Source organism: Frateuria aurantia DSM 6220, from assembly GCF_000242255.2.
In the GTDB taxonomy this organism is placed as follows: domain Bacteria; phylum Pseudomonadota; class Gammaproteobacteria; order Xanthomonadales; family Rhodanobacteraceae; genus Frateuria; species Frateuria aurantia.
The window spans coordinates 1,917,360-1,942,054 of the sequence record NC_017033.1 but is presented as its reverse complement, the minus strand read 5'-3'; the positions used below and the strand labels follow the sequence as shown (position 1 = coordinate 1,942,054).

Here is a 24,695-nt window from a genome sequence, read left to right as displayed (position 1 = left end):
CCTCGTTCGGACGGTGTCGCGACCGGAACAACGACGATTTGATCGGAGCATGGCCAGTCCCTCGCCGGGGCCGGCCTCAGCCTGGCTCGATATCCGTCATGAACCGCGCGGCAGGCGCGGCGGCATGCACCTGTCGGCGGGTATGGCCGTCCAGTCCCCCATCAATCGCCCATTCGGCAAACACTGTCGGACCGGGCTCCACCTCGCGGGCCTGCCAGGCACCGGTCAGTACATCTTCGTCAGCGTAGTACTCGATCAGACCACCGGCGGGGTTTCTGAAATACCAGAAATACGCCGAGGAAATCGGGTGTCGGCCCGGCCCCAACTGGGTGGTCCAGCCCTTCCGGCTGATATGCAGGCCGCCGCCGAAGACTTCGTGGATATCGCGCACCGTGAAGGCGACATGGTTGAGTCCGCGCCGGCCATCCGGCAACGGAAGCAGGAACAGATCATGATGACCGCCTTGCGCTGCCGCCCGCAGAAAGGTTCCACGTTGGCCGGTATAACGATCGGATACGACGAAGCCCAGGCGATCCCGATAGAAGGCAACCTGTTCCTCAAGACATCGCGTGAAGAACACCACGTGGCCGATCTCGATCGGCTCGGCCCGCGCATAGACCGGGCTGGCGCGATCGATCCGTTGTGGCCGTCCCCAGACATTGGCCGGCGAACCGGTGATATCCAGCGCGCGACGCCGGCTCGGCTCGATGCGGATCGCCAGACCATTGGTATCCAGACAACCGACGGCCAAGGGTTCACGATAGAAGCCCGGCTGCTCCCTCAATCGGTGGGCCAGCGACTCCAGTTCGGCCGGACCGGCGACACCCCAGGTCACCTCGCGCAAGGTCGGGCCCGGCTCGATGGCCTCGGGCAAATGCGGGTCGGTGATGTCCGCCAGTACCACCGTGGCGCCGTTCAAGGTCTCATAGCGATAGCGGTCGTCGCTGGAGGGGAGTTCGCGCAACCCCCAGTCAAGCAGGAAACGGCGACATTCCTCCAGGTCGGTGACGCCGTAGGTGATTTGTTCGATGCCAAGCACGCTCATGATCTTTCCCCTTCAATCCGCCCAGGCCAGAGGCGCGGCATTCAGGCCCAGAAAAATGCTTTTCTGCTGTTGATAGCCGCGCATGTTCTCGCGTCCCTTTTCCAGACCCAGTCCGCTGTCTTTCCAGCCGCCGAAGGGCGTCGAGATGGAGAATTGCTTGTAGGTATTGATCCAGACGGTGCCGGCCTGCAAGGCGACGGCCAGCCGCCAGGCGCGTTGATAGTCGCGGCTCCAGATACCGGCGGCCAGGCCGAAGACGCTGTCATTGGCGATCGCCAGCAACTCGTTATCGTCCTCGAAGGGCAGAATCGCCAGCACCGGGCCAAAGACCTCCTGCCTGCACAGCGCGGACTGGTTGTCCAGACCGGCGAATACCGTAGGGGGATAAAAATAACCATGCGCGAGGCTCCCGCCTTGCGGTCGTTGCCCACCGCAAAGCAGCTCTCCCCCTTCTGCCAGTGCCTCGGCGACATGTTGCTCGACCGAGGCCCGGTGCGCCTCGCTGATCAAGGGCCCCAGCTGGGTGCGCTCATCGGCCGGGTCACCCATCCTCAACTGCCCTGCCCGCCGGATCAGCCGGCCCACGAAGTCCTGCCGGACGGACCGCTGGACCAGCAGGCGGGAACCGGCGATGCAGGACTGTCCGGACGAGCCGAAGATGCCGTACAGCACGCCGTTGACGGCATGATCCAGATCCGCATCTTCCAGTACGATGGTCGGGGATTTTCCGCCCAGTTCCAGCGAGGCCGGAATCAGCCGTTCAGCGGCAATCCGGGCGATGCCGCGGCCGACCTCGGTACCGCCGGTAAACGTCACCTTGCGGACCAGAGGATGTCTGACCAAGGCATCACCGATCAGCGATCCGCGGCCCGGAACGACCGATACCACCCCTGGCGGCACACCCGCCTGCTCGCACAGACGAGCCAGAGCCAGCGACACCAGCGGGGTCAGCTCGGCGGGTTTCAGTACCACGGCATTGCCGGCGGCCAACGCGGGGGCGAGCTTTTGCGCATCCGAAGCTACCGGCGCATTCCATGGGGTGATGGCCGCGACCACGCCCAGTGGCTGGTGCATGCTCAAGGTCAGAAACTCGCCGCGCGGAGCGGTCAGTGCCTCATCCGTCGACTCCAGACAGGCCGCAAAATAGCGGAAGGTGGCGGCGGCGCTGGCGACCAGTCCACGCGCCTCCCGAATGGGTTTGCCATTGTCGCGGCGCTGCAGTTGGGCCAGGGCCTCCTGATGGCTTTCGATCAGCTGCGCGATGTTCAACAGCACACGAGCCCGTTGATGCGGATACAGTCCGGCCCAGTCGGTCTGGCGCCAGGCCAGATCGGCGGCCTGAACCGCTTCGTCGACATCGGTGACGTCAGCCATCCGCCACTCGGCATTCACCGTGCCGTCTGCCGGATTGTGCGAGGCCGTGACCGGCCCATGTCCCGCCCGCCAATGACCGGCGATATACAGCTCCGTCGTGGGCAACAAACTGGAAGCGTGATACGACATGAGTGGCTCCTGGGCTGACTCAGACGATATAGGGCGCCTTGCGGTTGCGCAGCGCGCGCAAGGCGCTCAACGCGGCAAGCATCGATGTCCTGGGATTGTCGGGCAGGGTCCGGCCCTGCAACTGGAAATGGAACTCGCCGAATGCGCCTTGTGCATGGACAAGGTGCTGATTGCCGTCCAGCCGGGGATCGGCCGTAAGGCGGACCCGTGTCGCTTCGAAGCCCAGACCTGCCAAGGCAACGGTGGCCGTGACATTGGCATTTTTCGGATAGTCCCTGGCGGCCTCGCGTGCGCTGCCGTCGAAGAATGTGAAGGCCTGTTTCAATCCGGTCAGGTCACATCGCTGTTCGGCCGGTGTGCCGAGCCAGCTTCGCGGCGGTTTGCGACCCTCATACTGCACGGACTGCAGCTCCCCATAAAAACCGGCCGCCAAGACATCGATGGCACCCACGGCTCCGGCGAGGACCTCCAGCCGCCCACCGCCGTCTCGCGACGCCTCCAGCAAGGCTTCGAAGATCGCGGCATCGGCCAGGCCACCGGTTGAAATCACCCCGCAATCAACCCCCTTGCGCAGCAGCGGCAGCACATGATCCAGGAGAGCGGCATGCCCGGCGCATTCAAGGGCGTAGTCCGGCGGGCGGGCCAGCTCCGAGACGTGGCCCACGACCTCCACCGTCGGCCCCACCTGTTGTCGGATGTCGGGATGGGCTGCCGGCCGGGTGATGATCTGGGCGATCCGCACCGAGGCATCATCGCGCAAGGCGTCGAACAGGTGCCGCCCTACCGCACCGAAGCCGATCAAGGCCACCCGCGTGGCGAGGCGAGAGGATTTCGCGGTCTCATTCATCAGTCGGCTCCGATACAACCGCAGGCTTCACCGGGGGACCGGCAAAGGCGACGCTGAAATCGCCGATGCCGCACATATCCACCTCGATCAGCACCGGCCCCTTCTCGACCAGGGCTGCCTGGAACACCGCATCGGCCTGCTCGATGGCATCGATGCGATGCCAGGGCAGGCCAAGGCTGCGACAGAGCTGACCGAAGTCCGGCTGCTGCAGCTCGACATAGGCGTGCCGGCCACCATAGACTGCATCCTGGATATTCCTGATCACGCCATAGGCCTGATCGTTCATCAGCAGGATCACCACGTCGGCGCGCTCCTGCACGGCGGTGGCCAGCTCGCCGACATTGAGCATCAGCCCGCCGTCACCGACCAGACACCAGGTCCGCGCGGCCGTTCCGGCCAAGGCTGCTCCGATCGCCATCGGCATGCCCTGCCCGATGCCACCGCCCAGCGCATGCACGCCGGCCCGAGGCTGATGCAACGGAAGCAGACGATTGCCCCAGGTGCTGTTGGAGATGGTGACATCGCGCACCCAGTTGAAATCGCTCCCTGCGTGCCGCCGCAGGCTGGTCACCAGCCCGGCATAGGGACCCAGACCGGCCTGCACGCCGGCCTCGGCCTCGGCCCGCGCCGCCGCCAGTGCCGGCAGGAAGTCGGGATCGATACGCAGGCGGCCCTGCAAGGCATCGGCCAGCTGATGCAGCACAGCCGAGGCATCGCCCTGCAGGAACAAGGCATTGGGATAGCCGCGCTGATCGGCCAGCGGATTGGCATCAATACGGTACAAGGGCGTAGGCAGTGCCAGCCGATAGGTCAGGGTTTCGTTGCCGCGCAGGCGGGAACCCACCACCAGCAGGGCATCGCAAGTCTGGTAGAAGCGTTCGACGGCAGGGTGCACATTGAAGGCCCCCAACGACTGCGTATGATCTTCAGCGACCACGCCACGCCCCTGGACACTGGTCACCACGCCGAAGCCCAGCGCCAGCAAGCGGCCCACGGCTTCACCCGCCGCCCGCGATCCGCCACCCAGCCACAACAGCGGTCGACGGGCCTTGACCAGACGCTCGGCGAGCTGCAACACGCGGTCGTTGTCGACCGGCCATGTCCGGACCGGGGCGGGTGCGATATCCACCGGCCAGTCGATCTCAGTGGCCTGGATATCAATCGGAAGTTCCACCGAGACCGGGCCGGCCGGTGCAGTCAGGGCTACTCGCACAGCCTCGCGGACAACAGCCAGCGCCGTCGATGCCGAAGCCACCCGATAAGCGGCCTTGGAGACGGCCTGCAGCATCGCCAGCTGCGCAGGCGCTTCATGGATATAAGCCAGGTCACGGTCCAGAAAAGGGGTTTCGATCTGCCCGGTGAGATGCAGCAGCGGCGTCCCCGCCGTCAGCGCCTCGACCAAGGCCCCTGCCGCATTGCCTGCTGCAGTACCCGTGCTGGTGAAGACGACGCCGAGTCCGCCGCTGACGCGTGCATGGCCATCGGCCATGTTGACGGCACCCGCCTCGCCGCGCGCTCCCACATAGCGGATGCGGCCACGACGATGGATGGCATCCAGCATCGGCATATTGTGGATCGAGATGACGCCGAATACGGTATGGACCTGGCATTGCTCGATAAAGGCCGCGATCACCTCGGCGACCGTGGCGCGAACGGGGTTGGGGGCTGCGTCAGACATGGCGTGCAAGTCCTCCTGAGACATCGACGGTGCTTCCCGTTGTGTAGGACGACATGGACGTGGCAAGAAAATACAATGCCCTCGCCGCTTCGTCCGGATGGCCAAACCGCCCCCATGGAATGCCTTTCTGCAAGGCCAGCCCGTGACTCCACTCCGCCCAGTCCGGCTGTTCATGCTGTGCCCGGAAGCGGCGGCGCCACTGCCCGGATTCGACGATGCCGACCAGAATGGCATTGACCCGGATCCGGAAGGGCGCCAGTTCCGCGGCCAGGGACTTGATCAGGTTCAGGGTGCCTGCACGGGCGGACGATGTCGCCACCATATGCGGTTCCGGCTGGACCGCAAGCAGGGAACTCACGCAGGTGATCGAGGGACTCGAAGACTGTTTCAACCAGGGCAGGAATGCCCGGACCGGCCGGATGATGCTGAAATACTTCAGTTCCAGCTCCCGCCGCCAGGCCTCGTCAGAGGTATCAGAAAAGGTCGAGCTGCGCCCTTCCCCGGCATTGTTGATCAATATGTCGATCCGACCGTAACGGGCCGCCACGGCCTGCGCAAACTTCTCGACGGCCTCGCCATCCAGCACGTCACAACAGAAACCCAGCAGGTGCGCTCCCGGATGGCGTTGCCGCAATTCATCTTCGGCCGCCGCCAGGCGCTCCGGATCACGACCGCAGATCGCGACGGCGGCACCCGAAGCCAGAAAGAGTCCGGCCGTAGCCAGTCCGATACCTGCACTCCCCCCGGTGACCACCGCCACCTGACCTTGGGCGTAGGACTCAAGCTTCATCTCGCGCTCCTGCTCGTCAAGCTGCACATCCATGAAGAATCCCGGCATCGGAGGCCCTTTCCCGGGAGCATTGCGGCGCCTCTCCGCGCCTGGAACCGTCGATCGCCGCAGCGCCCCGTTCCGTTGCGGGTTCCGGCCCGCCTTTCTCAGCCCGCAGGAGATGATCGGGTGAAGCTCTGCCCCTCTTTCCCGAGTGCCTCCATTTGGTCGACAAGTCCGGCGCAAACCGCAGGCGCTTCCACCGGACTGGCATGGCCAGCCCCCGGAATCAGGCTCAATGCACAGCCCAGCGCATCCGCCAGTTCGGCACACCCGGCCAACGGGGTGATCCGGTCCTCGGTACCCACCGCGATATGCATCGGTCCCTGCCAGAACTTCAGATCCGCCACGATATCCCCCTGCCCCAGCACCTGCAGGGCCTGAGCGTAACCGGCAGGGTCCAGCCGGGCCATGTTCCACTCCACCCAGGCCCTGGCTTCCTCTGAAGCCTGCGCCGACAACAGCTGGGGTGCCCTTTCCGCCGCCATCGCCGCAGGCCCCTGGCGGCGCATCCGCTCCATGCGCTCAAACAGCCGACGCTGGCGTTCCTCGGCCGGTAACCGGGCATAGCCCTGCGCCGGAGAAATCAGCAACAACGAACTGAACCGCTGCGGATGCCTGGCCGCTGCGGCAGCGGCAATCAAGGCGCCCAGCGAATGGCCTACCAGCTGGCAACGGTCGATGCCTATCGCATCCAGCCAACAGATCAGCACCTTGGCATAGTCGGTTGCCTTCACGCGGGTCCGGGGCAAGGCGCCCGAACCCGCATATCCCGGCTGGTTCCAGGCCAGCATCCGGCGTGACGATCCGACGGCGAGGATCAGCGGAAGCCACGATGCCGCGCCCGATCCGATGCCGTGCAGCAGAACCAGCGGCAATCCATCCAATGCATCGCCTGCCACCTGCAGGTAGCGGATGCCTGCCGCTTCTGCTTGTGGCAGGCCTGCCAGCCGTTCGTGAAGGCGGCTGGCGGCTGCTCCGCTGAACCCGTGTCCTTCTGCTTCAGTGCTCATCTCACTGCCGTTTGATGCGAGACAGCGGCGAGTCCGGCGGATAGGTCGGCGTGACGGGTCGTGGCGAGCCCAGCATGACGCACATCAAGGCGTCTTCTTCGCCGATATTGGTTTCGGAACGGTAGACGCCGGGCGGTACCGAAATCAGATCCCGTTCGCCCAGCTCCGCTTCCCAGCGCTCGCCATCGCGTTCGCAGACCACCTGCATCTTGCCGCGCAAGACGAAAAAGATTTCCTCGACATCGACATGGATGTGACTGGGCCCGATATGCCCGGCCGGTACCACCATGGTGGAGAAGGTGAAGGCGCCGGCGGGAACCGTATTGCTGTCGCTGGCCACTCCGGTACCACCGGTGCCCACATAGCGCATCTGGGCCCTTCGATACCGTGGGTCGTAATCCGCCTGAAATTTCAGGGCGTCCCAGTCGTACCTGCGTGTCTGCAGTCGAGCCACCCGCCCGGCCAGCCAATCGGCAAAGCTGCTGTCTTCGGGCTGCTGCCAGGATGCGCGTTCCTTTTCGACGGTGACCATGATGCACTCCTCTTGGTGGGCAATTCACGGATCGGCTGCCTGCGGCCCGTCGCGATCACGGCACCGGCCATGTTCGCCCAGTCGTCGCGGTCGCCTGCCACACCCTGCAGGCGCGGCATGAAGGCCTTGCCGATAAAGTCCCTGCCCATGCAATCCTGGCTCCTTGGCTGGGACCTGCCGGCGCTCATTGCAACGGAATGGATGATGGACTTGTCGCCTGAGCCGGCCCGCTGGTGCGGACGATGCTTTCCACCAGGGCCACGCCTGTGAAGCTGCTGATGCATTCATCCATGCCGTGCAATTGTTTTATATATGAAACGGTGTTCCTTGAGCAAATTATAGCCACTATCCGAGAAAGGAAACAACAGGCCGTGCGGACAGTCCGCGCTTCGAGCAGGCATTGTCGAGACCGAGGGCATCGCCCCGCTGCGTCGGCGTTCGAGAGTTGTCTGAATCTGGCGACCGGTATGCATGGGGCCGCCCGCCACCGTTCATCCGTCTCTGGCCGCAGCCATGGGATGCCCTGGGGAAGCGGTTTGCCACTGCCCGGGCTCCAAGAGATGGTGCCCGAGGCGCGCTGCGGCGCCGGGCTCAGTCGATGGCCGGTCCGGTCCGGAGCGGCTCGCTCAAGCCATACAGCGCCCGTATGGCGGCATCATCCAGCAAGTCCTGGCTGGGACCGTATCCGACCACGGCACCGGCCCGCAGCATCAGCGCCTGATCGAATACCTCTCGGGCACGATAAGGATCGTGACTGCTGGCGACAATCGCATAGCCCTGCCGGCTCAATAGCTGCAGCAGGGTGTAGAGCCGCTGCTGCTGTCCGAAATCCAGGCCTGTGGTCGGCTCATCCAGCAACAGAATCCGGCAGCCCTGAGCCATGGCGCGAGCCAGCAGCACGCTCTGTCGCTCGCCGCCGGACAGTTCGGTATAGGCGCGCCTGGCCAGATGGGCAATGCCGAGCTGCTCCAGTGCGGATGCCACCGCATCGCGATCCGTCTGGCGGGGTGATCGCCACAGACCGTGCTGGACCGAACGGCCCATGGCCACGACATCAACCACCGGATAGGGAAAGACCGCCACATGAGCTTGCGGTACATAGCCGACCTCGGCGGCCATCGCCATCCGGCTCCAGTGGCCGAGGTCCCGCCCGTGCAGCCGGATATGCCCGGTCGCAGGACGGGCCAGCCCCATCATCAGCCGCAGCAAACTGGACTTGCCGGCGCCGTTGGGCCCCAGCAGACCGACCAGATCGCCTGCCTCCAGTGCAAGGCTGACCTGATCCAGCACCGGCCGCCCACCCAAGGCATAGCTGATCGCATCGACTTCAAGCAGGCTCACCACAGATACCGCCGAATGATATGCAATACAGCCAGCAGACTCAGGGCACCAGCCAGTTCTGTCATGATGCCGACCGGAATCTCGGTGCTGCTGAGGCTGCGCGACAAGGTATCGGCCAGCACCAGAAAACTGGCGCCCAACAAGGCCGCCACCGGCATCATCCGCCGATGCTGAGGCCCGACCAGCAAACGGGTGACATGCGGCACGATCAGGCCCAGCCAACCGATGATGCCGGCGGCGGCCACTGTCATCGCCGCGATCAGGGTGGCCGTCGCGATCACCAGATAGCGCAGTCGCACCGCCGGAATGCCCAGGGCATTGGCCTCGTCATCACCTAGGGTCAACAGGTCAAGCAATCGTGCCATCGCCAACAGGAGCAGGCAGCCCGGCACCAGCACCAAGGCCAGCGGCAGCAGGCCCGGCATGCTCAGGCGATCCAGGCTGCCCAGCAGCCAGAACACGATGTCGGACAATTGCTGGTCGGGGTCGGCGACGAATTTCAGAATCGACAACAAGGCGGTGAACAAGGCGTTGCTGATCAGTCCGCCAAAAATCAGGGTCATCGGGCTGCCGCCGCCCAGCCGGTGAGCGATGCCCACGCCCACCGCCGAGGCCAGCAGCCCTCCCGCAAAAGCTGTGCCCTGAATGGCAAGGGCCGGAAGCCCCAGCACGATGGCCAGCGCGGCACCGAAGCCGGCCCCGCTGAGCACGCCCAGCAGCCCGGGTGATACCAGCGGATTGCGAAAAGCCGACTGATAGGTAGCGCCAGCCAGAGCAAGGGCCGCCCCCATCATGCTGGCACCCAGCAACCGCGGCAATCGGGATTCGTAGATCAGCGCATGCATGGTCTGCAGCTGAGCGCCGGTCAGATCACTGCGGCCTCCGGCCAGATGCCAGACATAGCCGGCCAAGGCAGACAAGTCCAGCGGATAGCGGCCGGCGCAGAGGGCGATCAGGCAGCTGCCCAGCCAGATCCCCCCGGCCAGTGCCAGCCAGCCACCGGCAGACAAGGAAACGGCTCTCACGATGCCGGAGGCAGTCCCTGCAGCATCCGCCGGATATCGGCCTCGCTCAGGTCATGCTGAAAATAGTCGGCGTAGAAGCGATGTGCGACGGCCGGCATGTCCAGATCCCGGAATCGCTCCGGATGCAAGGTCTTGGCCGCCCACTGCAATTGCAGCAGGAATTCGCTGCCATATCGGTCCCAGGGAAAGATCCCCAGCGGATCACGATAGACCCGGCCCTGGCGAACCGCCGGCAGTGACCGCCACCAGGCATTGGCCGCCACCTGGTCGATCTTGGCCGCCGAGGCACCGACAATGATGATGTCGGGCTGCCAGGCCAGGACCTGTTCGAAATCGACGGGCTGTTTGCTGCCCTTCACACTGGCCGCGGCATTGCGACCGCCGGCAAGATGTATCCACTGGTCGATCAGGCTGCCGCCGCCATCGACGCGCAAGGGCACCAGGGATTCGATATGCAATACGCGAGGACGCTGCGCCTCGGTCAGATCGCCCAGTCGCTGCTTCAAGCCGGCCATCACCTGCAGCAACTCTTGATTGTAACGCCGGGCAACCGCCTGCGCCGCCGTCGAACCGAGAGCATCGGCCGTCAGACTGACGGCGTGCATCAGACCATCGGCATTCTGGAATTCCATGGCCAGCGTGGGAATGCCCAGACGACGGTACGGCAAGGCCGAGCGTGGCGAAGAAACGAACGCAAGATCGATGCCTTCGGCAAGCAAGGCCTCGGGATTGGCCTGGCCGCGGATCTGGGTGGCCTGATGCAGGACCGGCGCCAGCTTGAACATCCATGGCGTGGTCTCGGGCCGGTCCACGGTCATCCTGATGCATCCGGCACCACCCAGCATCACCAGCAGCTCGTTGTGGGCAAACCACAGATCGGCAATCCGTGCCGGATGCGCCGGCAATGCCACCGTCTCGCCGGCCAGATCCTGCACGGTCCGCTCTGCCGCGGACGCCAGTCCGGTCCAGCCCAGCACCAGGATCAGCAGGCATGGCCCAAGCCGGCGCAGGGCGGAAAGCCGGATTCGATCAAGGCAAGACCTCCCGACCGGGGTCGAAGGCCATTTAGGCGGGCGGACTGTCGAACTCGGGGGTATCAAGAAATCGATGCTCATGGGAATAGATCAGACAACGGCCAGGACGGGCAAAACCGATCAGTGTCAGGCCGCAACTGTCAGCCAGCCGGACCGCCAGTGCCGTCGGCGCCGAGATGGCGGCCATGATGGCAATGCCGGCCGTTGCCGCCTTGGTCACCATTTCATAGCTGGCCCGGCTGGTCACTACCAGAAAGCCCTCGTCCATCGACAGCCCTTGTCGCCACAGCGAACCCAGCAGTTTGTCCAGCGCATTATGGCGGCCAATATCTTCGCGTACCAGTCGCAGTTCGCCCTGTATCGAAAACCAGGCGGCGGCATGCAGGGAGCCGGTCAGCTGACCGGCGGGCTGAGCATCATGCAGCACGGCCAAGGCCCGATCCAGGGCGGCATGCGTCATGACCGGGCCGGATTCGATCATGGCCGGCTGGCGCACCACATCCTCCAACGTGCGCGAGCCGCAGAGGCCGCAACCGCTGCGGCCAGGCAGCAATCGTTCCGCAAATGCCATCGCCGTCTGACCGACCAGCCGGATATCGAGCTGGATGCCTTCCAGCCGGTGCTGGACCGTGATCGCCTGGATCGCCGCCAGATCTTCGATGCCAGCTTCGGTGCGGGCAAAACCGCAGGCGAAATCCTCCAGATCGGCAGGACTGGCCATCATGACCGCAAAAGCCTGTCCGTCGAAACTGATTTCCACGGGCACCTCGGCGCTTACCCAGTCCCGGGCCCTGCCGCTGTGGCTCCCCCCGGCACGGACCACCTCCAAGCGGGCCGCCAAGGCCTCCGGGCAATCGGCTTCCACAGGCACCACCGCCCCTCAGGCCGCGGCTGGGCGAAGCGCCACGGGGATCGACTTGTAGGCCGGTGTTCCCGATTGCGGATCGTGCGCAGCCAGGGGCAGCAGGCCGTTGCCCTCAGGGTAATACATGGCGACTGATCCGCGAGGAATATCGTAAGCGACAGCGGTATACCGCCTCACCATCGGCGGATCGGACAAGCCGGGCACGGCCAGCGACGTGATATCGACCAGATCGCCGTGCGCCAGGCCGCGGGCACTCAAGTCATCGGCATTGACGAATACGATATCCCGCCGGCCGGCAATACCGCGATAACGGTCGTTGAGGCCGTAGATGGTGGTGTTGTACTGGTCGTGCGAACGGATCGTCGCCATCGTCAGAGCATCGGCCGGCAATCCGGGATCCTCGTCCAGACCGGGCGCCAGCAGGAAATGCGCGCGTGCCCCCGGCCCGCCCCAATCGCGTTCCGACGCACCGACATAGAGCCGGAAGCCGCGGGGCTTGCGCACTCGCTCGTTGAAATCCCTGAACGCGGGGAAAACCGATTCGATGCCATCCCGGATCAGATCATAATTGTCGACCATCCCCTGCCAGTCGATAGTGCTTTCCGGCAAGGCGGCCTGGGCGATACCTCCGATGATGGCCACTTCCGATCGCAGCTGCAGAGAGGCCGGCTGCAACCCGCCCTGGGAGGCATGCACCATCGACATCGAGTCCTCCACCGTCACCGACTGCGGACCACTGGCCTGCATGTCGAGTTCGGTACGACCCAGACAGGGCAGAATGAAACTCTGCCCTGCGGTAATCAGATGAGAGCGATTGAGCTTGGTGGCGATATGGACCGCCAGATCGAGTTTGCGCATCGCGGCAAAGGTGAGATCGGGATCTGGCATGGCCACTGCCAGATTGCCGCCCAGGCAGATCAGTGCTCTGGAACGGCCTTCGTTGATCGCCTTCACTGCCGCCACTGCATCATGACCGTGCTTTGCCGGAGGCGTGAAGCCGTAGGTACGCCGAATCCCCTCGATCAGTGCCGCATCGGGCTTTTCGGTGATCCCCACCGTCCGGTCACCCTGGACGTTGGAATGTCCGCGAATCGGCGCGATGCCTGCGCCCTGGCGCCCGATATTGCCGCGCAACAGCAGCAGATTGGCCATCTGCTGCACGTTCTCTGTGCCGTGGCGATGCTGGGTCATCCCCATGCCATAGCAGATGATGACACGCTCGGCACGCGCATAGACTTTCGCCGCCGCCTCGATATCGGCACGGCTCAGGCCGGAACGGCTGACAATGTCGTCCCAGCGGGTGTCCCGCAGATCATCAAGCAGGGCCTGTACGCCATCGGTATGTTCAGCAATGAACTCGCGATCCAGCAGCCCGTTGCCACCCTGCTCAAGGTCGACTGCATCAGCCTCGACCAGCCACTTCATCATCCCCTTCAGCACGGCCAGATCGCCGCCGATCCTGACCTGGTAATAGCTTTTGGCGATCTCGGTGGCATCGCCTGTCAGCATCTCCTTCGGACTCTGCGGCGACAGGAATCGCTCCAGTCCGCGCTCGCGCAGGGGATTGAAAGCAATGATCGGCACCCCGCGCCTCGAGACCTCGCGCAGCGTCGCCAGCATGCGCGGGTGGTTGGTGCCCGGGTTGTGACCGAAGCTGAACAAGGCATCACAGTGATCGAAATCAGCCAGTGTCACCGTACCCTTGCCCACGCCGATCGAGGCCGGCAGGCCGACACTGGTCGCCTCATGACACATGTTGGAGCAGTCGGGAAAATTGTTGGTACCGTAGGCGCGGACAAACAACTGGTACAGAAAGGCCGCCTCATTGGATGCCCGGCCCGAGGTATAGAACTCGGCCGCATCGGCTTCGGGCAAGTTTCGCAGGGCCGCACCGATCTGGCCGAAAGCTTCGTCCCAGGGCACCGGCTGGAACGTGTCGCTGGCCGCGTCATAGCGCATCGGATCGGTCAGCCTGCCCTCGCCTTCCAGCGCGAAATCCGACCAGTTCCAGAGTTCGCTGACTGTATGTTCGGCGAAGAAGGCCGGTGTCACCCGCTTCGCGGTGGCCTCCCAGGCCACCGCCTTGGCGCCGTTCTCGCAGAATTCAAAAGTCGAATGGTGATCGGGATCCGGCCAGGCACAACCTGGACAGTCGAAGCCGTTGGGCTGGTTGACCTTGCGCAGGGCCGCGCCTTCGCGACCGACCGCCATCTGTTCCTTGACGGCACGTGCCACCGCACCCAGCGCCCCCCAGCCACCGGCGGGGCCGTCATAGGGCTTGACGCCGGGAACCGATCCGGCGGTTTCGGAAGTGGATGTCTTCTCGCTCACTGGCCGTGCCCTCGCTCCGATGGTGGACGATATGCTACGCCACTTTCAAAGCCTCCTGAACCTGCCAGCCCCTCCACCCCGTTCAGACCCGCCGCTTGTCATGCAGGTCGACATCCACGATCAACTCGAACGTCTTCGCGCGATCACCGTCCGCGCTCTCAAGCTCGAACTTCAGGCCATCACGGCATGGCAGACGCCCGGCCAGTTCCAGCAGGCTGGCACGTGGCAGGCCGATCCGCCAGTGAGCGCTGTCACCATCCAGCCTGGCCTCGGTCTGGTCCAGAACCCTTGCCGAAACGATCACCGAGAAGCAGTCCAGAAAACGGGTCTCTGTCTGCAGGCAGGCACTCTCCAGCAATTCGTCAAATTCCGCAGGGCTCAGTCGCAGCCGCAAGCGCTGCTGATCCAGTTGGTATCTCATCCGGTCTCGCTCCGATGCCGCTCCAGCGGAATGTCCAGCATATCCGGGAGGGTGCCATAGACTTCAAGTCGTGTCTCGCCACGCCATGTCGGGGCATGTGGCGGAACCACCGCCCAGGCGTTTGTGCGGCGCACCCCTTGCAACGCCAGCGGATCATCACTGCGCGGAATCTGTACCCACAGCGTTCCGTCGGCGTGCTGGTACAGTCGGGCACGACGAAAACCCGGCAATCGGCTCCCGGCCGGCCACAACGGTGGCGCCAGCCGGGCCAGGACAGGCCTCTCCGCGGCCCGTCCCTGCATTCTGGCCAGTGTCGGCATCAGAAAGAAACGGCAAGCCGCAGCCATGGCTGCGGGCTCCGCCGAAATGCCGAAGAACAAGCTGCCCCCGGGAAACTGCGCACAGATCAGGGACGAACCCGGAGTGACGGCCACCTTGGAAAACAGGATGCGGGCGTCAAGGGCGCGCAGACTGGACATCATTTGTTCATCACGCGGAGCCGCCTCTCCACGTGTGCAGATGATCACGTCCAACGAAAGATCACGGACCTGTTGCAGCATGGCCTGAAAATAGTCGCCACACTGCCCCAGCGGCTGATTCATTCGCACTTCGGCCCCGACCGTGCGTGCCATCATCTCCAGGTAGGAGCCATTGACATCGCGGCCGGAGTTGCCTGGGCAGTAGCCCTCCAGTCCGCCGTGCCGGTCGTGCCCCGTGCTGAAAATGGCCACCTGAGGCCTGCTGACCACTCTCAGTCGCTCGGCCCCCACCGTGCCGGCCAGCAGAATGCGCGGACCATCCAGCACTTCTCCGGCCGGCAATATCTCGGTCCCGGTATCAGCCTCGGCCCCTTGCCGGTGCACATGGTCGCCGCGGTGCAGTGGAGCTTTCAGCCTCAAACGCAAATTGCCATCGGCGTCCGGTGGCAATCGCTGGCCCTGCTCCAGGGGCAGCACCGCATCCATGCCGTCGGACATCGGCGCATTCGTGTGGATACGTCGAGCCCAGCCAAGCTGGGCAGGGTCATGTCCGCGTGACAGCCTGCGTATCGATACCAAGGGCAGCTCGCTGCCCGCGGGCAACGACTTCGATCCGCAATGCAGGGCATAGCCATCCACGGCGGCCTGATCGACAGGCGGTATCGGGCAACGACTGACCACTGCTTCGGCCAGGGTCCGGCCTTGGGCGACTTCCAGCGGAATGGATTCCACGGACAGCCGTCCCGTATGCTGAAGCACCTCAGCCATGGCTTCGGCGTAACTGATCATTCCATGAAATCCAGACGTCCCGAGAATCGTGCGCTATTGCAATCGGCTCAGGATAGCAGCGGATTCGTCCGGCGTATTGGCATTGACCAGACGTTCCGGTTCAGCTGCCTGCAACAGCCTGATCCGCAACTGTTCGGCGATATGCCGCAACCCGTTTCTCGATGTTGTCGCCTCGCGTTGCAGGCAGACCTTGCTGGCTGGGCGCCACAGCGAGCACATCGGCTCGATCCTGCCATCTGCTGCTGCATAAGCGATCACCGCGGCTTGCTGATCCACCTTTGCCGCCAACAGCAGTGCTTGCAGCGTCGAGCGATCCATCAAGGGCATGTCGCAGGCCAGCAGCAGCCAGCTGGCTTCCGGGTGCCTCCGCTGGGCAGCCAGCAATCCAGCGGCAGGTCCTGCCACACCCGCGATATCTAGCAGGCAGGGCAATGTGGACCGATGGTCTTCCGCAAGCTGATCTTCACGAATGGCGACATAACAGGCCGTGGTCAGAGACTGCAGCAGATCAAAAGCATGGTGCAGCTGGTCACGGCCATGATAAATCATGCCTGCCTTGTCCCTGCCCATTCGCCGACTGTATCCACCGGCAAGCAACAGACCTGCCACACGCTCCGTTGTCTCGGCGGCATCGTCAGGACGGCGCAAGCTTGCAGTCATCGGTTTCAGCCCCCGATGTAATGCATTTCAATTTTCCGGGTCGGGCCGGCCGACTCCTGCAACTGCAGGCCGCGGACTTCGCTGTAGCGATCACCACGATTGCGCCAGCGTCCACCGATCAGCTGCAGCAGCTCCAGATCACTGGCCTGCTGGCGTATCGGCTGGCGCAGATCCATGCCGGTCTGGGCAAACAGGCAGGTATAGAGCTTGCCGTCGGAAGACAGCCGCGCCCGTGTGCAGCCGCCGCAGAATGGCGCGCTCACCGATGAAATGAAACCGATTTCGCCGGCGCCGTCCTGATAGCGCCAGCGCGTGGCCACCGCACTGCGATCCATCGACTCCACCGCCTGCAGTGGCCAGCGGCCATCAATGCGCCGGACCAGTTCGGCCGACGGTACCACGCCGGATGCCTGCCATGCATTGCGGTTGCCGACGTCCATGAATTCGATGAATCGGACCACATGGCCGCTGCCACGGAAATGCTCGGCCATGGCCAGCACATCCGCCTCGTTGACGCCTCGCTGCACCACCATATTGATCTTGATGCCACCGCCGAAATCCGCTGCCTCTGCGGCCGAAATACCGGCCAGCACGTCTTTCACGTCTCCTTTTCCGCCGCTCATGCGCGCGAAAACCGTTGGATCAAGGCTGTCCAGGCTGATCGTGACGCGATCCAGTCCGGCTTGCTTCAGACGCTCGGCCTGGCGTGGCAACAGAACCCCATTGGTGGTCAGGGCGATATCGGCAATCCCGGGAATGGAGCGCAACTGACCGATCAGCTCGGCGAGATCAGGCCGCAGCAGAGGCTCGCCGCCGGTGATCCGCAGCTTGCGAACACCCAGCTTGGCCGCCAACCGCGCAATCCTGTAGATCTCGGCATAGCTCAGACGCTCGTCGTTTCCCAGAAACCGGAAATGCTCGCCATATTTCGACTCAGGCATGCAATACGGGCAGCGGAAATTGCAGCGGTCCATGACGGATATCCGCAGGTCACGCAACGGTCTTCCCAGCGTGTCGAGCAAGGTTGCGGCGTCGGCGTCGGTCGCCAAAGGCTTCATGCTGTTCTCCTGCACCCATGCAGCGTTTCTGCGCGGTACCGGCCGGATACTGACCGATGGATCAGCCGGCGGCGCTGATGGAATCCGTGTCGATGCCGGCGATTCAGGCATCGCCTCTCATACCAGGCGAGGCAGGACCTCACCGACATCCCCACATTGGGCACGATGCAACAAAGCCTGGTCGGCCAGCACCAATGCCAGCATCGCCTCGGCGATCGGAGTGGCGCGGATGCCTACACATGGATCATGCCGGCCTTTGGTCACTACTTCCACCGGCCGGCCCTGCAAGTCGATACTGTCGCCCGGAATCAGAATGCTGGAAGTTGGCTTCAAGGTCATATGCGCCACCACCGGCTGGCCGCTGCTGATGCCGCCAAGAATGCCGCCGGCATGATTGGATGCAAAGCCATCCACACCCATGCTGTCGCGGTGCGCACTGCCCAGCTGGGCGGCCGCCTCGATACCATCACCGATTTCCACGGCCTTGACCGCATTGATCGACATCAGGGCCGAAGCGATGCCGCTGGACAATTTGTCATAGATCGGTGCGCCCCAGCCGGGCGGCACGCCCTCGGCTACCACGGTGACCTTGGCGCCGACTGAATCACCGGACTTGCGCAAGGCATCCATATAGGCTTCCAGCATCGGCACCTGATCGGCATCCGGCCAGAAAAAGGGATTGGTTTCAACCACGTCCCAATCCATGGCCTCAGGTCGGTGCGGGCCCAACTGGCTCAGACAGCCGCGAATCCGAATGCCGTAGCGCGCAGCCAGCCACTTCTTGGCAATGACCCCGGCCGCGACCCGCATCGTGGTTTCGCGCGCCGAAGAACGTCCACCGCCACGGGGATCGCGAATGCCATACTTTTGCCAATAGGTGTAATCGGCGTGACCGGGACGAAAGGTTTCCAGCAGATTGCCGTAGTCCTTGCTGCGCTGGTCGGTATTGCGGATCAGCAGACCGATGGGCGTACCGGTGGTACGGCCCTCGTAGACGCCGGACAGGATCTCGATGGCATCGGTTTCGCGCCGTTGAGACGTATGGCGGCTGCGGCCTGTCGCACGTCGCCCAAGGTCCATGGCGAAGTCATCCGTGTCCAGTTCCAGGCCTGGCGGACAGCCATCCACGACGCAGCCGATGGCCGGACCGTGGCTCTCGCCGAAGGTGGTCAGGGTAAAGAGCTTGCCAAAACTGTTGCTGGACACGGATACGCCTTCCTGAGGTCTGCCGTTCGAGTCGAGTGTAATCGGGGCGCGGTGAACTGAGCCCTTTTCAGGCGGCCCGAGCCTGGGCCGCGGCGTGGATCGCGCCGGCATGTTCGATCAGATCGCGCCGTTCCAGCGCGAAAATACCCATCAGCCCGACCTTGAATTCGATCCAGACAAACGGCACCGAAGGCAGCAAGGCGGTCAGGGCATGCTCGCTCTCGCCCACCTCGACGATCAGCAGGCCCTCCTCCGTCAGGTGATCGGCGGCCCGATCCAGGATTTCCAGACAGATATCCAGCCCGTCCTGCCCCGAGGTCAGCCCCAGCTTGGGTTCGTGGGCATATTCGCCAGGCAGCGCGGCATATTCGTCCTCGGTGACATAAGGCGGATTCGACACGATCAGATCGTAGCGCTGCCCTTCGATGCCGGCGAAAAGATCGGACTTGACCGCATGGACGCGCCCTTCCAGATGCTGGAAGGCGATGTTTTCGCGTGCCAGTGACAAGGCGTCGTCGCTGACGTCGACCAGGTCCACGGTCCACGAGGGATTGTATTCGGCCATCGCGATGCCGATGCAGCCCGAGCCCGTGCACAGATCAAGGGCTCGGGTGATTTCGCGCTCATCCAGCCAAGGCGAGAAACCGTTTTCGATCAGCTCGGCAATCGGCGAGCGCGGCACCAGTGCACGATGATCGCTTTTGAACTTCAGACCGGCAAACCAGGTTTCACCGACCAGATACGAGACCGGCACCCGCTCGCTGATCCGGCGCTCGATCAAGGCAAGGATCGCGCTGCGCTCCGCCAGGGTCAGCCGCCCGGCACCGTAGGCCGGCGGCAGATCCGGAGGCAGATGCAGACTGGACAAGACCAGATGGGTGGCTTCATCGATCGGGTTGTCGTGACTGTGCCCGAAAGTCAGGCCGGCGGCCGAAAAACGGCTGGCGGCATAGCGGATGAAATCGATGATGGAAGCAAGTTCGGCAGTCACGGGCGGGCATCGTTGAACGAAGAGGACCGCAGAGTATACCTGCTCTGCCCGGCCACGGAGTGCCGCGCATCCCGGGCCTGCCGCCGCAGCCCGCGCTGAAAGGATGACCGCAGGCTGTCGAGGACGCCATCGCGAAGACGACGACGGCTATACTTGCGGCCATGAAACCCAAGATTCTCCTGCAATATCTGCTGCCGCACCGGGCGCTGTCCCGACTGGTGTACTGGGCCACCCGCTGGACCTGGACGCCGTGGAAAAACCTGCTGATCGGCCAGATCGTCAAGCGCTATCAGGTCAACATGGCTGAGGCTGCCCAGCCCGACCCCTATGCCTATCCACATTTCAATGCGTTTTTTTCACGCCGTCTGCGCGCGGACGCCCGCCGCGCAGACGCCTCGCCCGATGCCATTCTCTGCCCCGCCGACGGCAAGATCAGCCAATCGGGACGGATCAGCGATGGACGGATCTTCCAGGCCAAGGGCCAGAGCTATACCGCAGCCGAGCTGCTGGGTGACGAGGCCGCGGCCCAGCCGTATCGCAACGGCCATTTCGTGACGGTCTACTTGTCACCGCGTGATTATCATCGGGTGCACATGCCATGGACCGGCACCCTGCGCGAAACCGTGCATGTGCCGGGCCGGATCTTCAGTGTCGCCCCGTTCGCGGTCGAGGCCATTCCACGCCTGTTCGCCCGCAATGAGCGACTGGTCTGCCATTTTGACAGCCCGCAAGGGCCCTTCGTGGCAGTGATGGTCGGCGCAGTACTGGTTTCCAGTGTCGCCACCGTCTGGGACGGGCTGGTGATTCCCCCCTATGCCTCCTCCATCCAGCACAAGGCGCAGACCGAGCGCGGCATCACCCTGGAACGGTTCATGGAAATGGCCCGTTTCAACATGGGCTCGACCGTGATTCTGTTGCTGCCCGAAAAGGGGGTCAGCCTGGATCGGATGGAGTCGCAGCAACCTGTGCAAATGGGCCAGCGCCTGGGTCGCTGGCAAGCGCAGGATTGAACGCAGCGCCATCGGTAGAAGACATCGAGCATGTGCGAAGTCTGTCAGGCTTCGCCGCCTGCCGGCGCAACATCGTCTGCAGAAGCGGGGCTTCGCGGATAGGGAGCTCGGCCTGCTCCACCTGATCAGGGCAGGTCGATGCCGGCTTTGCTGCAGCCTTCAGCGACGGGCACAGAAACGACGCTGGGGGCTCCCTCGCTCAACGGCAACTTGGGAGCTGGACGGTGCTGCCCACCGCAAGTGCCTGTTCGTGAAGATGGTTCAGCTCGGCCACTTCCTTGATGCTGGAACAACCGTGATGATTGACGATGCTGGTCAGGGTCTCGCCGCGTCGCACCCGGTGCTTGATCATGCGTCGATTGACCGGCGATGTCGAAACCTTGGTCGGAGCGGCGGGAACCGTCGCATCGTGCAGGTCCTTGGCCAGGATAGGCCAGGGGCCTTCCACGCAGCGCGCACCATAGGCACGCTCCAGCGCCTTGGGCACGACCAGGGTGGTTCCGGTCGGCAGCTCCGCCTGCGGATCCACCCGCTCGTTGAGATTGCGCAAGGTACGGAACCAGCCGTCATAGTGGTTCAAGGCCGTGCCCAGGCAGACCGTCAGCTCGGTCAGCGAGGCCTGGCGTTTCAGCACCACCTGTCCGGGTGTACCGTTGACGTGCGGAAAACGAAGGTTGTAGCTGTCCGGATGCATGAACAGCCATGCTGCGGCGAGCACCGCTGGCACATATTCGCGGGTTTCCTGGGACATCTGGCTGTAGACCGCAGGGTTGTAGAAACTCACCGAGGTGTCGCTGCCTACGATGCGCTGCATCCGCCCCTCTCCGCCATTGTAGGCGCCGATGGCCAATTCCAGATTGTTGTTGAACTGTTCCAGTTGCTCGTTGATGTAATCGGCATTGGCTTTCGCCGCGAGAGCCGGATCAAACCGCAGATCAAAGCTGCCGTCCCCCGTCAGGCCCAGCCGCATGGCCGTGCCGTACATGAACTGCAAGGGCCCGGCTGCACCGGAGCGCGACACGGCATGCACCTTGCCACCGGATTCCTTCGCCATGAAACCGAACAGCAGTGCTTCCGGCAGTCCGGCATGCTGGTAGGCCGGCCACATTTCATGGCGAAGGTATTGATAATTGACCCAGGCATCCATCAGATTCGGGCGCCACTGGGTCAGCCACATTTCCAGCGCCGCCTTGACCGGACCATTCATCGCGATCAGCTGGGACAGGGGCTGTCCACGCAGCAAGACGACGCTGCGCTGGATCTGGGGAATCGCCTGGCTGACCGGCGAGACCTCGCTGCCGGTACCGGCATGGTCAGGCTGGTCATCGCCATAGGTATCGACATCGTCGCTGCTGAAAAAACTGCCGTCTTTCAGTCGCAGCATCCTGTCATAGGCCGACAGAAAACGCTGCGGATCGCATCCCGGCGTCAGACTGCAGCGGGCCGAACCGTCCTTGATCTGGTCCAGCGCCATCTGAAGGGTCCGGTTCGACTGCTCGCCACGGCCCTCCCTGGCCTGCTGCAAGGCCTGCTCGTAACGCCTGGCGGCATCGTCCAGGCTGGTATAAAGCGGATTGACGCCCCCTGCCGAGCCTTTGGACGGCGCAGTGCTCGCGCAGGCCGACATCAACGCGGCCATCATGGCCACTCCTGCAAAGCGAATTCCATGATGCACGTAAGTCACGAAGACGATCCGGGAAGATATGATATTTCGCATACGATAGTGCGCGTAACCTCATGAATCAACGGGAAGTTACCCATCACCCCACAGCCTGAACAGAGCAATAACAGGCGCTTTGTGAAAGCATCCCACGAACCAACTCTGGTCCCGTCGCGCGCTTGACGCCACGGAGCATGACGCACGGCGAGCACGGCGCTTGCACCCTGGAGGGCTTCGCTGGACAAGGGGCCGCCACCACGGGCATGGGCGGATCTGCTGATCCACGATATCCTGAGCCGTGACGGAAGCACCGGGCAGACAGCCATCGTCGCTTTCGGTCAGGAACAAGACCAGCTCGCTACAGGTCCACTATCTATCAAGGAAAAGATCATGAAAGTCGTCAGACGCATCGCGTGGATTGCCTTGTTTGCCGTGATCGCCGCGGCAGCACTCGGCTTGAACTATGTTCTGCCACATCATGCCGTGGTGCATGTCACCGGTACCGAGGTCAAGCGGGTCGACAAGGATGGCATCGTCAGTGCCGAGAATCCGGCCGACGGTCCGACGCGCGATGTGTATTTCGTCAACGCCATCACACCGGATGGCAAGCGGACCCGCGTATTCACCAACGAGGACACCCGCTTCGGCTTTCCCTGGTATTTCAAATTCGATGCAGCCGACCAGCAGGCACGCGCCCAGAGTCTGGCCCAGAATCCCGAACAGTTGGCCGTGGTCACCTATTACGGCTGGCGCCTGCGGATGTTCGATACCTTCCCCAATGCGGTATCGCTGACGCCGACCGACAGCCCGACTGCGCCTTTCCCCTGGTTCAATACCGCCCTGCTGGTGATCGTGCTGATCCTTGCCGGCTATCTGGCACTGCGGATCAATCGCTGGCGCAAGCGACGTACGGCCAGCCGGCAGGCTCGTCCGTCATGAGCCGCTGGCGACCGCCGCAACCGGGTTCATCGGCCATCATCACCCGCGAGGGCTTTGACCGGCTCAAGCAGGAACTCGACGCGCTGTGGAGCCAGCAGCGGCCCGAAGTGGTACGTGCCTTGGCGGCCGCCGCTGCCGAAGGTGATCGCTCCGAAAATGCCGAGTACATCTATCGCAAGAAGCAACTGGCGGAGATGGACCGACGCATCCGCTATCTCAGCAAGCGCATTCCCGGGCTGCGGGTAGCTGAAGGCCTTCCGGCGGATACCGCCAAGGTCTACTTCGGTGCCACCACGGACCTGGAGCAGCTGGACAGCGGCGAACTGTTCCATTACCGGATCGTGGGGCCGGATGAAACCCATGCCCAGAAAGGCTGGATAAGCATTGATTCGCCGATGGCCAGAGCCCTGCTCAAACGCGGGCTGGATGAAGAATTCGAGGCCGAACTGCCGCAGGGCCGGACGGCCTTTCGAATCGCTGCGATCCGCTATGACGGCACCGCCGGCAAGGACTGAGCCGGCCTGTCAGCGAAGCTGGGTCCGCAAGGCACGCAGGGTCGCCCCCAGCAAGCGCATGAAATCGGGATCGGGCCACTCCATGCGCTGACGCTGACCCAGGCCATCCCGCAAAGCCTGCAGCAAGACCTCGGCGCTGGCTTCCGTGCTCTGACCCGCCTCGCCGTCGGTTCTGCTCACCACCGGCTCCGCAACGGTCCCGGCAGGAGACTCCGGATCCGGCCATTGAATCTGCACGCGCAGATGACCGGACTGCTCCGGCACGCTGTCCGACAGGCTGGGGTTGAAACCTGTCGGCGACTGACGTGGCGACAGGCCTTGTTCAAAACCGCTCAGCAAAGAGTCGTCCAGCAAGGAGGCGGCCGCAGCGGTGTCCTGAGCCGCGAACAGGGCCAGGGGATCCAGCGGGGTATCCTGCAGCTCGTCCAGACCGGTCCGGCCTTTGACGCCGGCCAACGGATCGGCCGCGGATGGTGATGTGCGCTCCGGACTCGATTGCAGCGGATGGGGCCGTGCCGGCGTGGAGGGCGGTGCGATCACCTCCGGGCCGGAGGTCAACCCGCTCCAGGGCGAGTGCTCCTCGCCCGGCGTCAATACATAGGCGCCGATCTCCAATACGTCACCAGGCGCCACGGGCCACTCGTGACCATGAGCCACTGAATGACCATTGACCGCCACGGTGGCGCCCGGCTCCGGCGCGATCCGCCAGCCATCAGTGCCTTGATAGAAGGTGGCATGACGGCCGGCGATGGTGCCGTGGCGATCAGCCAGTACCAGGGTGTTGTCGCTGCGGTGCCCCAGACTGCCTCCTCGCGGCGGGAATACCGCGGACTGGCTTCCGTCGGAGGGTTGCCCCAGATGCGAACTAATGGTCAGTTTCATCACTCCACTCCTGTGCCGAAGAGAAGACGGTGCCGTGCCACA

Annotated in this window: 23 protein-coding genes; 3 read left to right on the top strand and 20 right to left on the bottom strand. The window is 63.8% G+C overall.

All coding sequences use genetic code 11. From position 1 onward, the window contains the following. Window positions 1–76: 76 nt before the first annotated feature. The 18 genes from FRAAU_RS09010 to prmB form a co-directional block, all read right to left on the bottom strand. The gene (locus tag FRAAU_RS09010; RefSeq protein ID WP_014403231.1) at window positions 77–1,045 is read right to left on the bottom strand and encodes a VOC family protein; all 969 of its coding nucleotides are present in this window, start codon (window positions 1,043–1,045) and stop codon (window positions 77–79) included. A gap of 12 nt (window positions 1,046–1,057) precedes the next feature. Next, window positions 1,058–2,548: an aldehyde dehydrogenase gene (locus FRAAU_RS09005; RefSeq protein WP_014403230.1), complete on the bottom strand. Its 1,491-nt coding sequence runs from the start codon at window positions 2,546–2,548 to the stop codon at window positions 1,058–1,060. A 19-nt stretch (window positions 2,549–2,567) separates the two neighbouring features. After that, entirely contained in the window at window positions 2,568–3,395 is an 828-nt protein-coding gene (locus tag FRAAU_RS09000) for an aspartate dehydrogenase (RefSeq protein ID WP_014403229.1), read from the bottom strand. Continuing rightward, entirely contained in the window at window positions 3,388–5,073 is a 1,686-nt protein-coding gene (locus FRAAU_RS08995; protein WP_041270498.1) for a thiamine pyrophosphate-binding protein, read from the bottom strand. The genes FRAAU_RS09000 and FRAAU_RS08995 overlap by 8 nt, the downstream gene beginning before the upstream one ends. After that, a complete protein-coding gene (locus FRAAU_RS08990) occupies window positions 5,066–5,896 on the bottom strand; it encodes an SDR family oxidoreductase (protein ID WP_217176219.1) in 831 nt (276 codons plus the stop codon). Before FRAAU_RS08990 ends, FRAAU_RS08995 begins: the two co-directional genes overlap by 8 nt. Before the next feature lie 113 nt (window positions 5,897–6,009). After that, the gene (locus FRAAU_RS08985) at window positions 6,010–6,915 is read right to left on the bottom strand and encodes an alpha/beta fold hydrolase (protein ID WP_014403226.1); all 906 of its coding nucleotides are present in this window, start codon (window positions 6,913–6,915) and stop codon (window positions 6,010–6,012) included. Window position 6,916: 1 nt separating this feature from the next. Next, window positions 6,917–7,447, bottom strand: a complete 531-nt coding sequence (locus FRAAU_RS08980) for a cupin domain-containing protein (RefSeq protein ID WP_014403225.1) — start codon at window positions 7,445–7,447, stop codon at window positions 6,917–6,919. 591 nt (window positions 7,448–8,038) lie between these two features. Then, the gene (locus tag FRAAU_RS08975; protein WP_014403224.1) at window positions 8,039–8,788 is read right to left on the bottom strand and encodes an ABC transporter ATP-binding protein; all 750 of its coding nucleotides are present in this window, start codon (window positions 8,786–8,788) and stop codon (window positions 8,039–8,041) included. After that, a complete protein-coding gene (locus FRAAU_RS08970) occupies window positions 8,785–9,813 on the bottom strand; it encodes a FecCD family ABC transporter permease (protein ID WP_217176218.1) in 1,029 nt (342 codons plus the stop codon). Before FRAAU_RS08970 ends, FRAAU_RS08975 begins: the two co-directional genes overlap by 4 nt. Continuing rightward, window positions 9,810–10,790, bottom strand: a complete 981-nt coding sequence (locus tag FRAAU_RS08965) for an ABC transporter substrate-binding protein (protein WP_217176217.1) — start codon at window positions 10,788–10,790, stop codon at window positions 9,810–9,812. The genes FRAAU_RS08970 and FRAAU_RS08965 overlap by 4 nt, the downstream gene beginning before the upstream one ends. Window positions 10,791–10,878: 88 nt before the next feature. Beyond that, window positions 10,879–11,688: a formate dehydrogenase accessory sulfurtransferase FdhD gene (fdhD, locus tag FRAAU_RS08960; RefSeq protein WP_041270997.1), complete on the bottom strand. Its 810-nt coding sequence runs from the start codon at window positions 11,686–11,688 to the stop codon at window positions 10,879–10,881. Between the two features lie 39 nt (window positions 11,689–11,727). Further along, a complete protein-coding gene (locus tag FRAAU_RS08955) occupies window positions 11,728–14,043 on the bottom strand; it encodes an FdhF/YdeP family oxidoreductase (protein WP_014403220.1) in 2,316 nt (771 codons plus the stop codon). 82 nt (window positions 14,044–14,125) lie between these two features. Further along, entirely contained in the window at window positions 14,126–14,464 is a 339-nt protein-coding gene (locus FRAAU_RS08950) for a hypothetical protein (RefSeq protein ID WP_014403219.1), read from the bottom strand. Beyond that, a complete protein-coding gene (locus tag FRAAU_RS08945) occupies window positions 14,461–15,732 on the bottom strand; it encodes a molybdopterin-binding protein (RefSeq protein WP_014403218.1) in 1,272 nt (423 codons plus the stop codon). Before FRAAU_RS08945 ends, FRAAU_RS08950 begins: the two co-directional genes overlap by 4 nt. A gap of 33 nt (window positions 15,733–15,765) precedes the next feature. Continuing rightward, window positions 15,766–16,392: an NTP transferase domain-containing protein gene (locus FRAAU_RS08940; RefSeq protein WP_052317873.1), complete on the bottom strand. Its 627-nt coding sequence runs from the start codon at window positions 16,390–16,392 to the stop codon at window positions 15,766–15,768. Window positions 16,393–16,397: 5 nt separating this feature from the next. Next, window positions 16,398–17,450 (bottom strand): GTP 3',8-cyclase MoaA, encoded by a 1,053-nt coding sequence (gene moaA, locus FRAAU_RS08935; RefSeq protein ID WP_014403216.1) that lies wholly within the window; start codon window positions 17,448–17,450, stop codon window positions 16,398–16,400. Between the two features lie 117 nt (window positions 17,451–17,567). Then, complete coding sequence (gene aroC, locus FRAAU_RS08930) at window positions 17,568–18,656, bottom strand: chorismate synthase (protein ID WP_014403215.1); 1,089 nt, start codon at window positions 18,654–18,656, stop codon at window positions 17,568–17,570. 67 nt (window positions 18,657–18,723) lie between these two features. Further along, window positions 18,724–19,647, bottom strand: coding sequence for a 50S ribosomal protein L3 N(5)-glutamine methyltransferase (gene prmB / locus FRAAU_RS08925; RefSeq protein WP_014403214.1), 924 nt, complete (start codon window positions 19,645–19,647; stop codon window positions 18,724–18,726). Window positions 19,648–19,808: 161 nt separating this feature from the next. Here prmB and asd point away from each other — a divergent pair, with 161 nt between their 5' ends. After that, window positions 19,809–20,657, top strand: coding sequence for an archaetidylserine decarboxylase (gene asd, locus FRAAU_RS08920; RefSeq protein WP_014403213.1), 849 nt, complete (start codon window positions 19,809–19,811; stop codon window positions 20,655–20,657). 199 nt (window positions 20,658–20,856) lie between these two features. Here asd and FRAAU_RS08915 read toward each other — a convergent pair whose 3' ends face one another. Further along, window positions 20,857–22,299, bottom strand: coding sequence for a transglycosylase SLT domain-containing protein (locus FRAAU_RS08915; RefSeq protein WP_014403212.1), 1,443 nt, complete (start codon window positions 22,297–22,299; stop codon window positions 20,857–20,859). A gap of 408 nt (window positions 22,300–22,707) precedes the next feature. On the opposite strand from FRAAU_RS08915, the gene FRAAU_RS08910 reads away from it, so the two are divergent. Together FRAAU_RS08910 and greB are read left to right on the top strand one after the other, a co-directional pair. Continuing rightward, window positions 22,708–23,256, top strand: coding sequence for a DUF1523 family protein (locus tag FRAAU_RS08910; protein ID WP_014403211.1), 549 nt, complete (start codon window positions 22,708–22,710; stop codon window positions 23,254–23,256). Further along, on the top strand, window positions 23,253–23,771 hold the full coding sequence (greB, locus tag FRAAU_RS08905; RefSeq protein WP_014403210.1) for a transcription elongation factor GreB: 519 nt from the start codon (window positions 23,253–23,255) through the stop codon (window positions 23,769–23,771). The genes FRAAU_RS08910 and greB overlap by 4 nt, the downstream gene beginning before the upstream one ends. Window positions 23,772–23,780: 9 nt before the next feature. Here greB and FRAAU_RS08900 read toward each other — a convergent pair whose 3' ends face one another. Next, window positions 23,781–24,653, bottom strand: a complete 873-nt coding sequence (locus FRAAU_RS08900) for a hypothetical protein (RefSeq protein WP_014403209.1) — start codon at window positions 24,651–24,653, stop codon at window positions 23,781–23,783. Window positions 24,654–24,695: the final 42 nt, after the last annotated feature.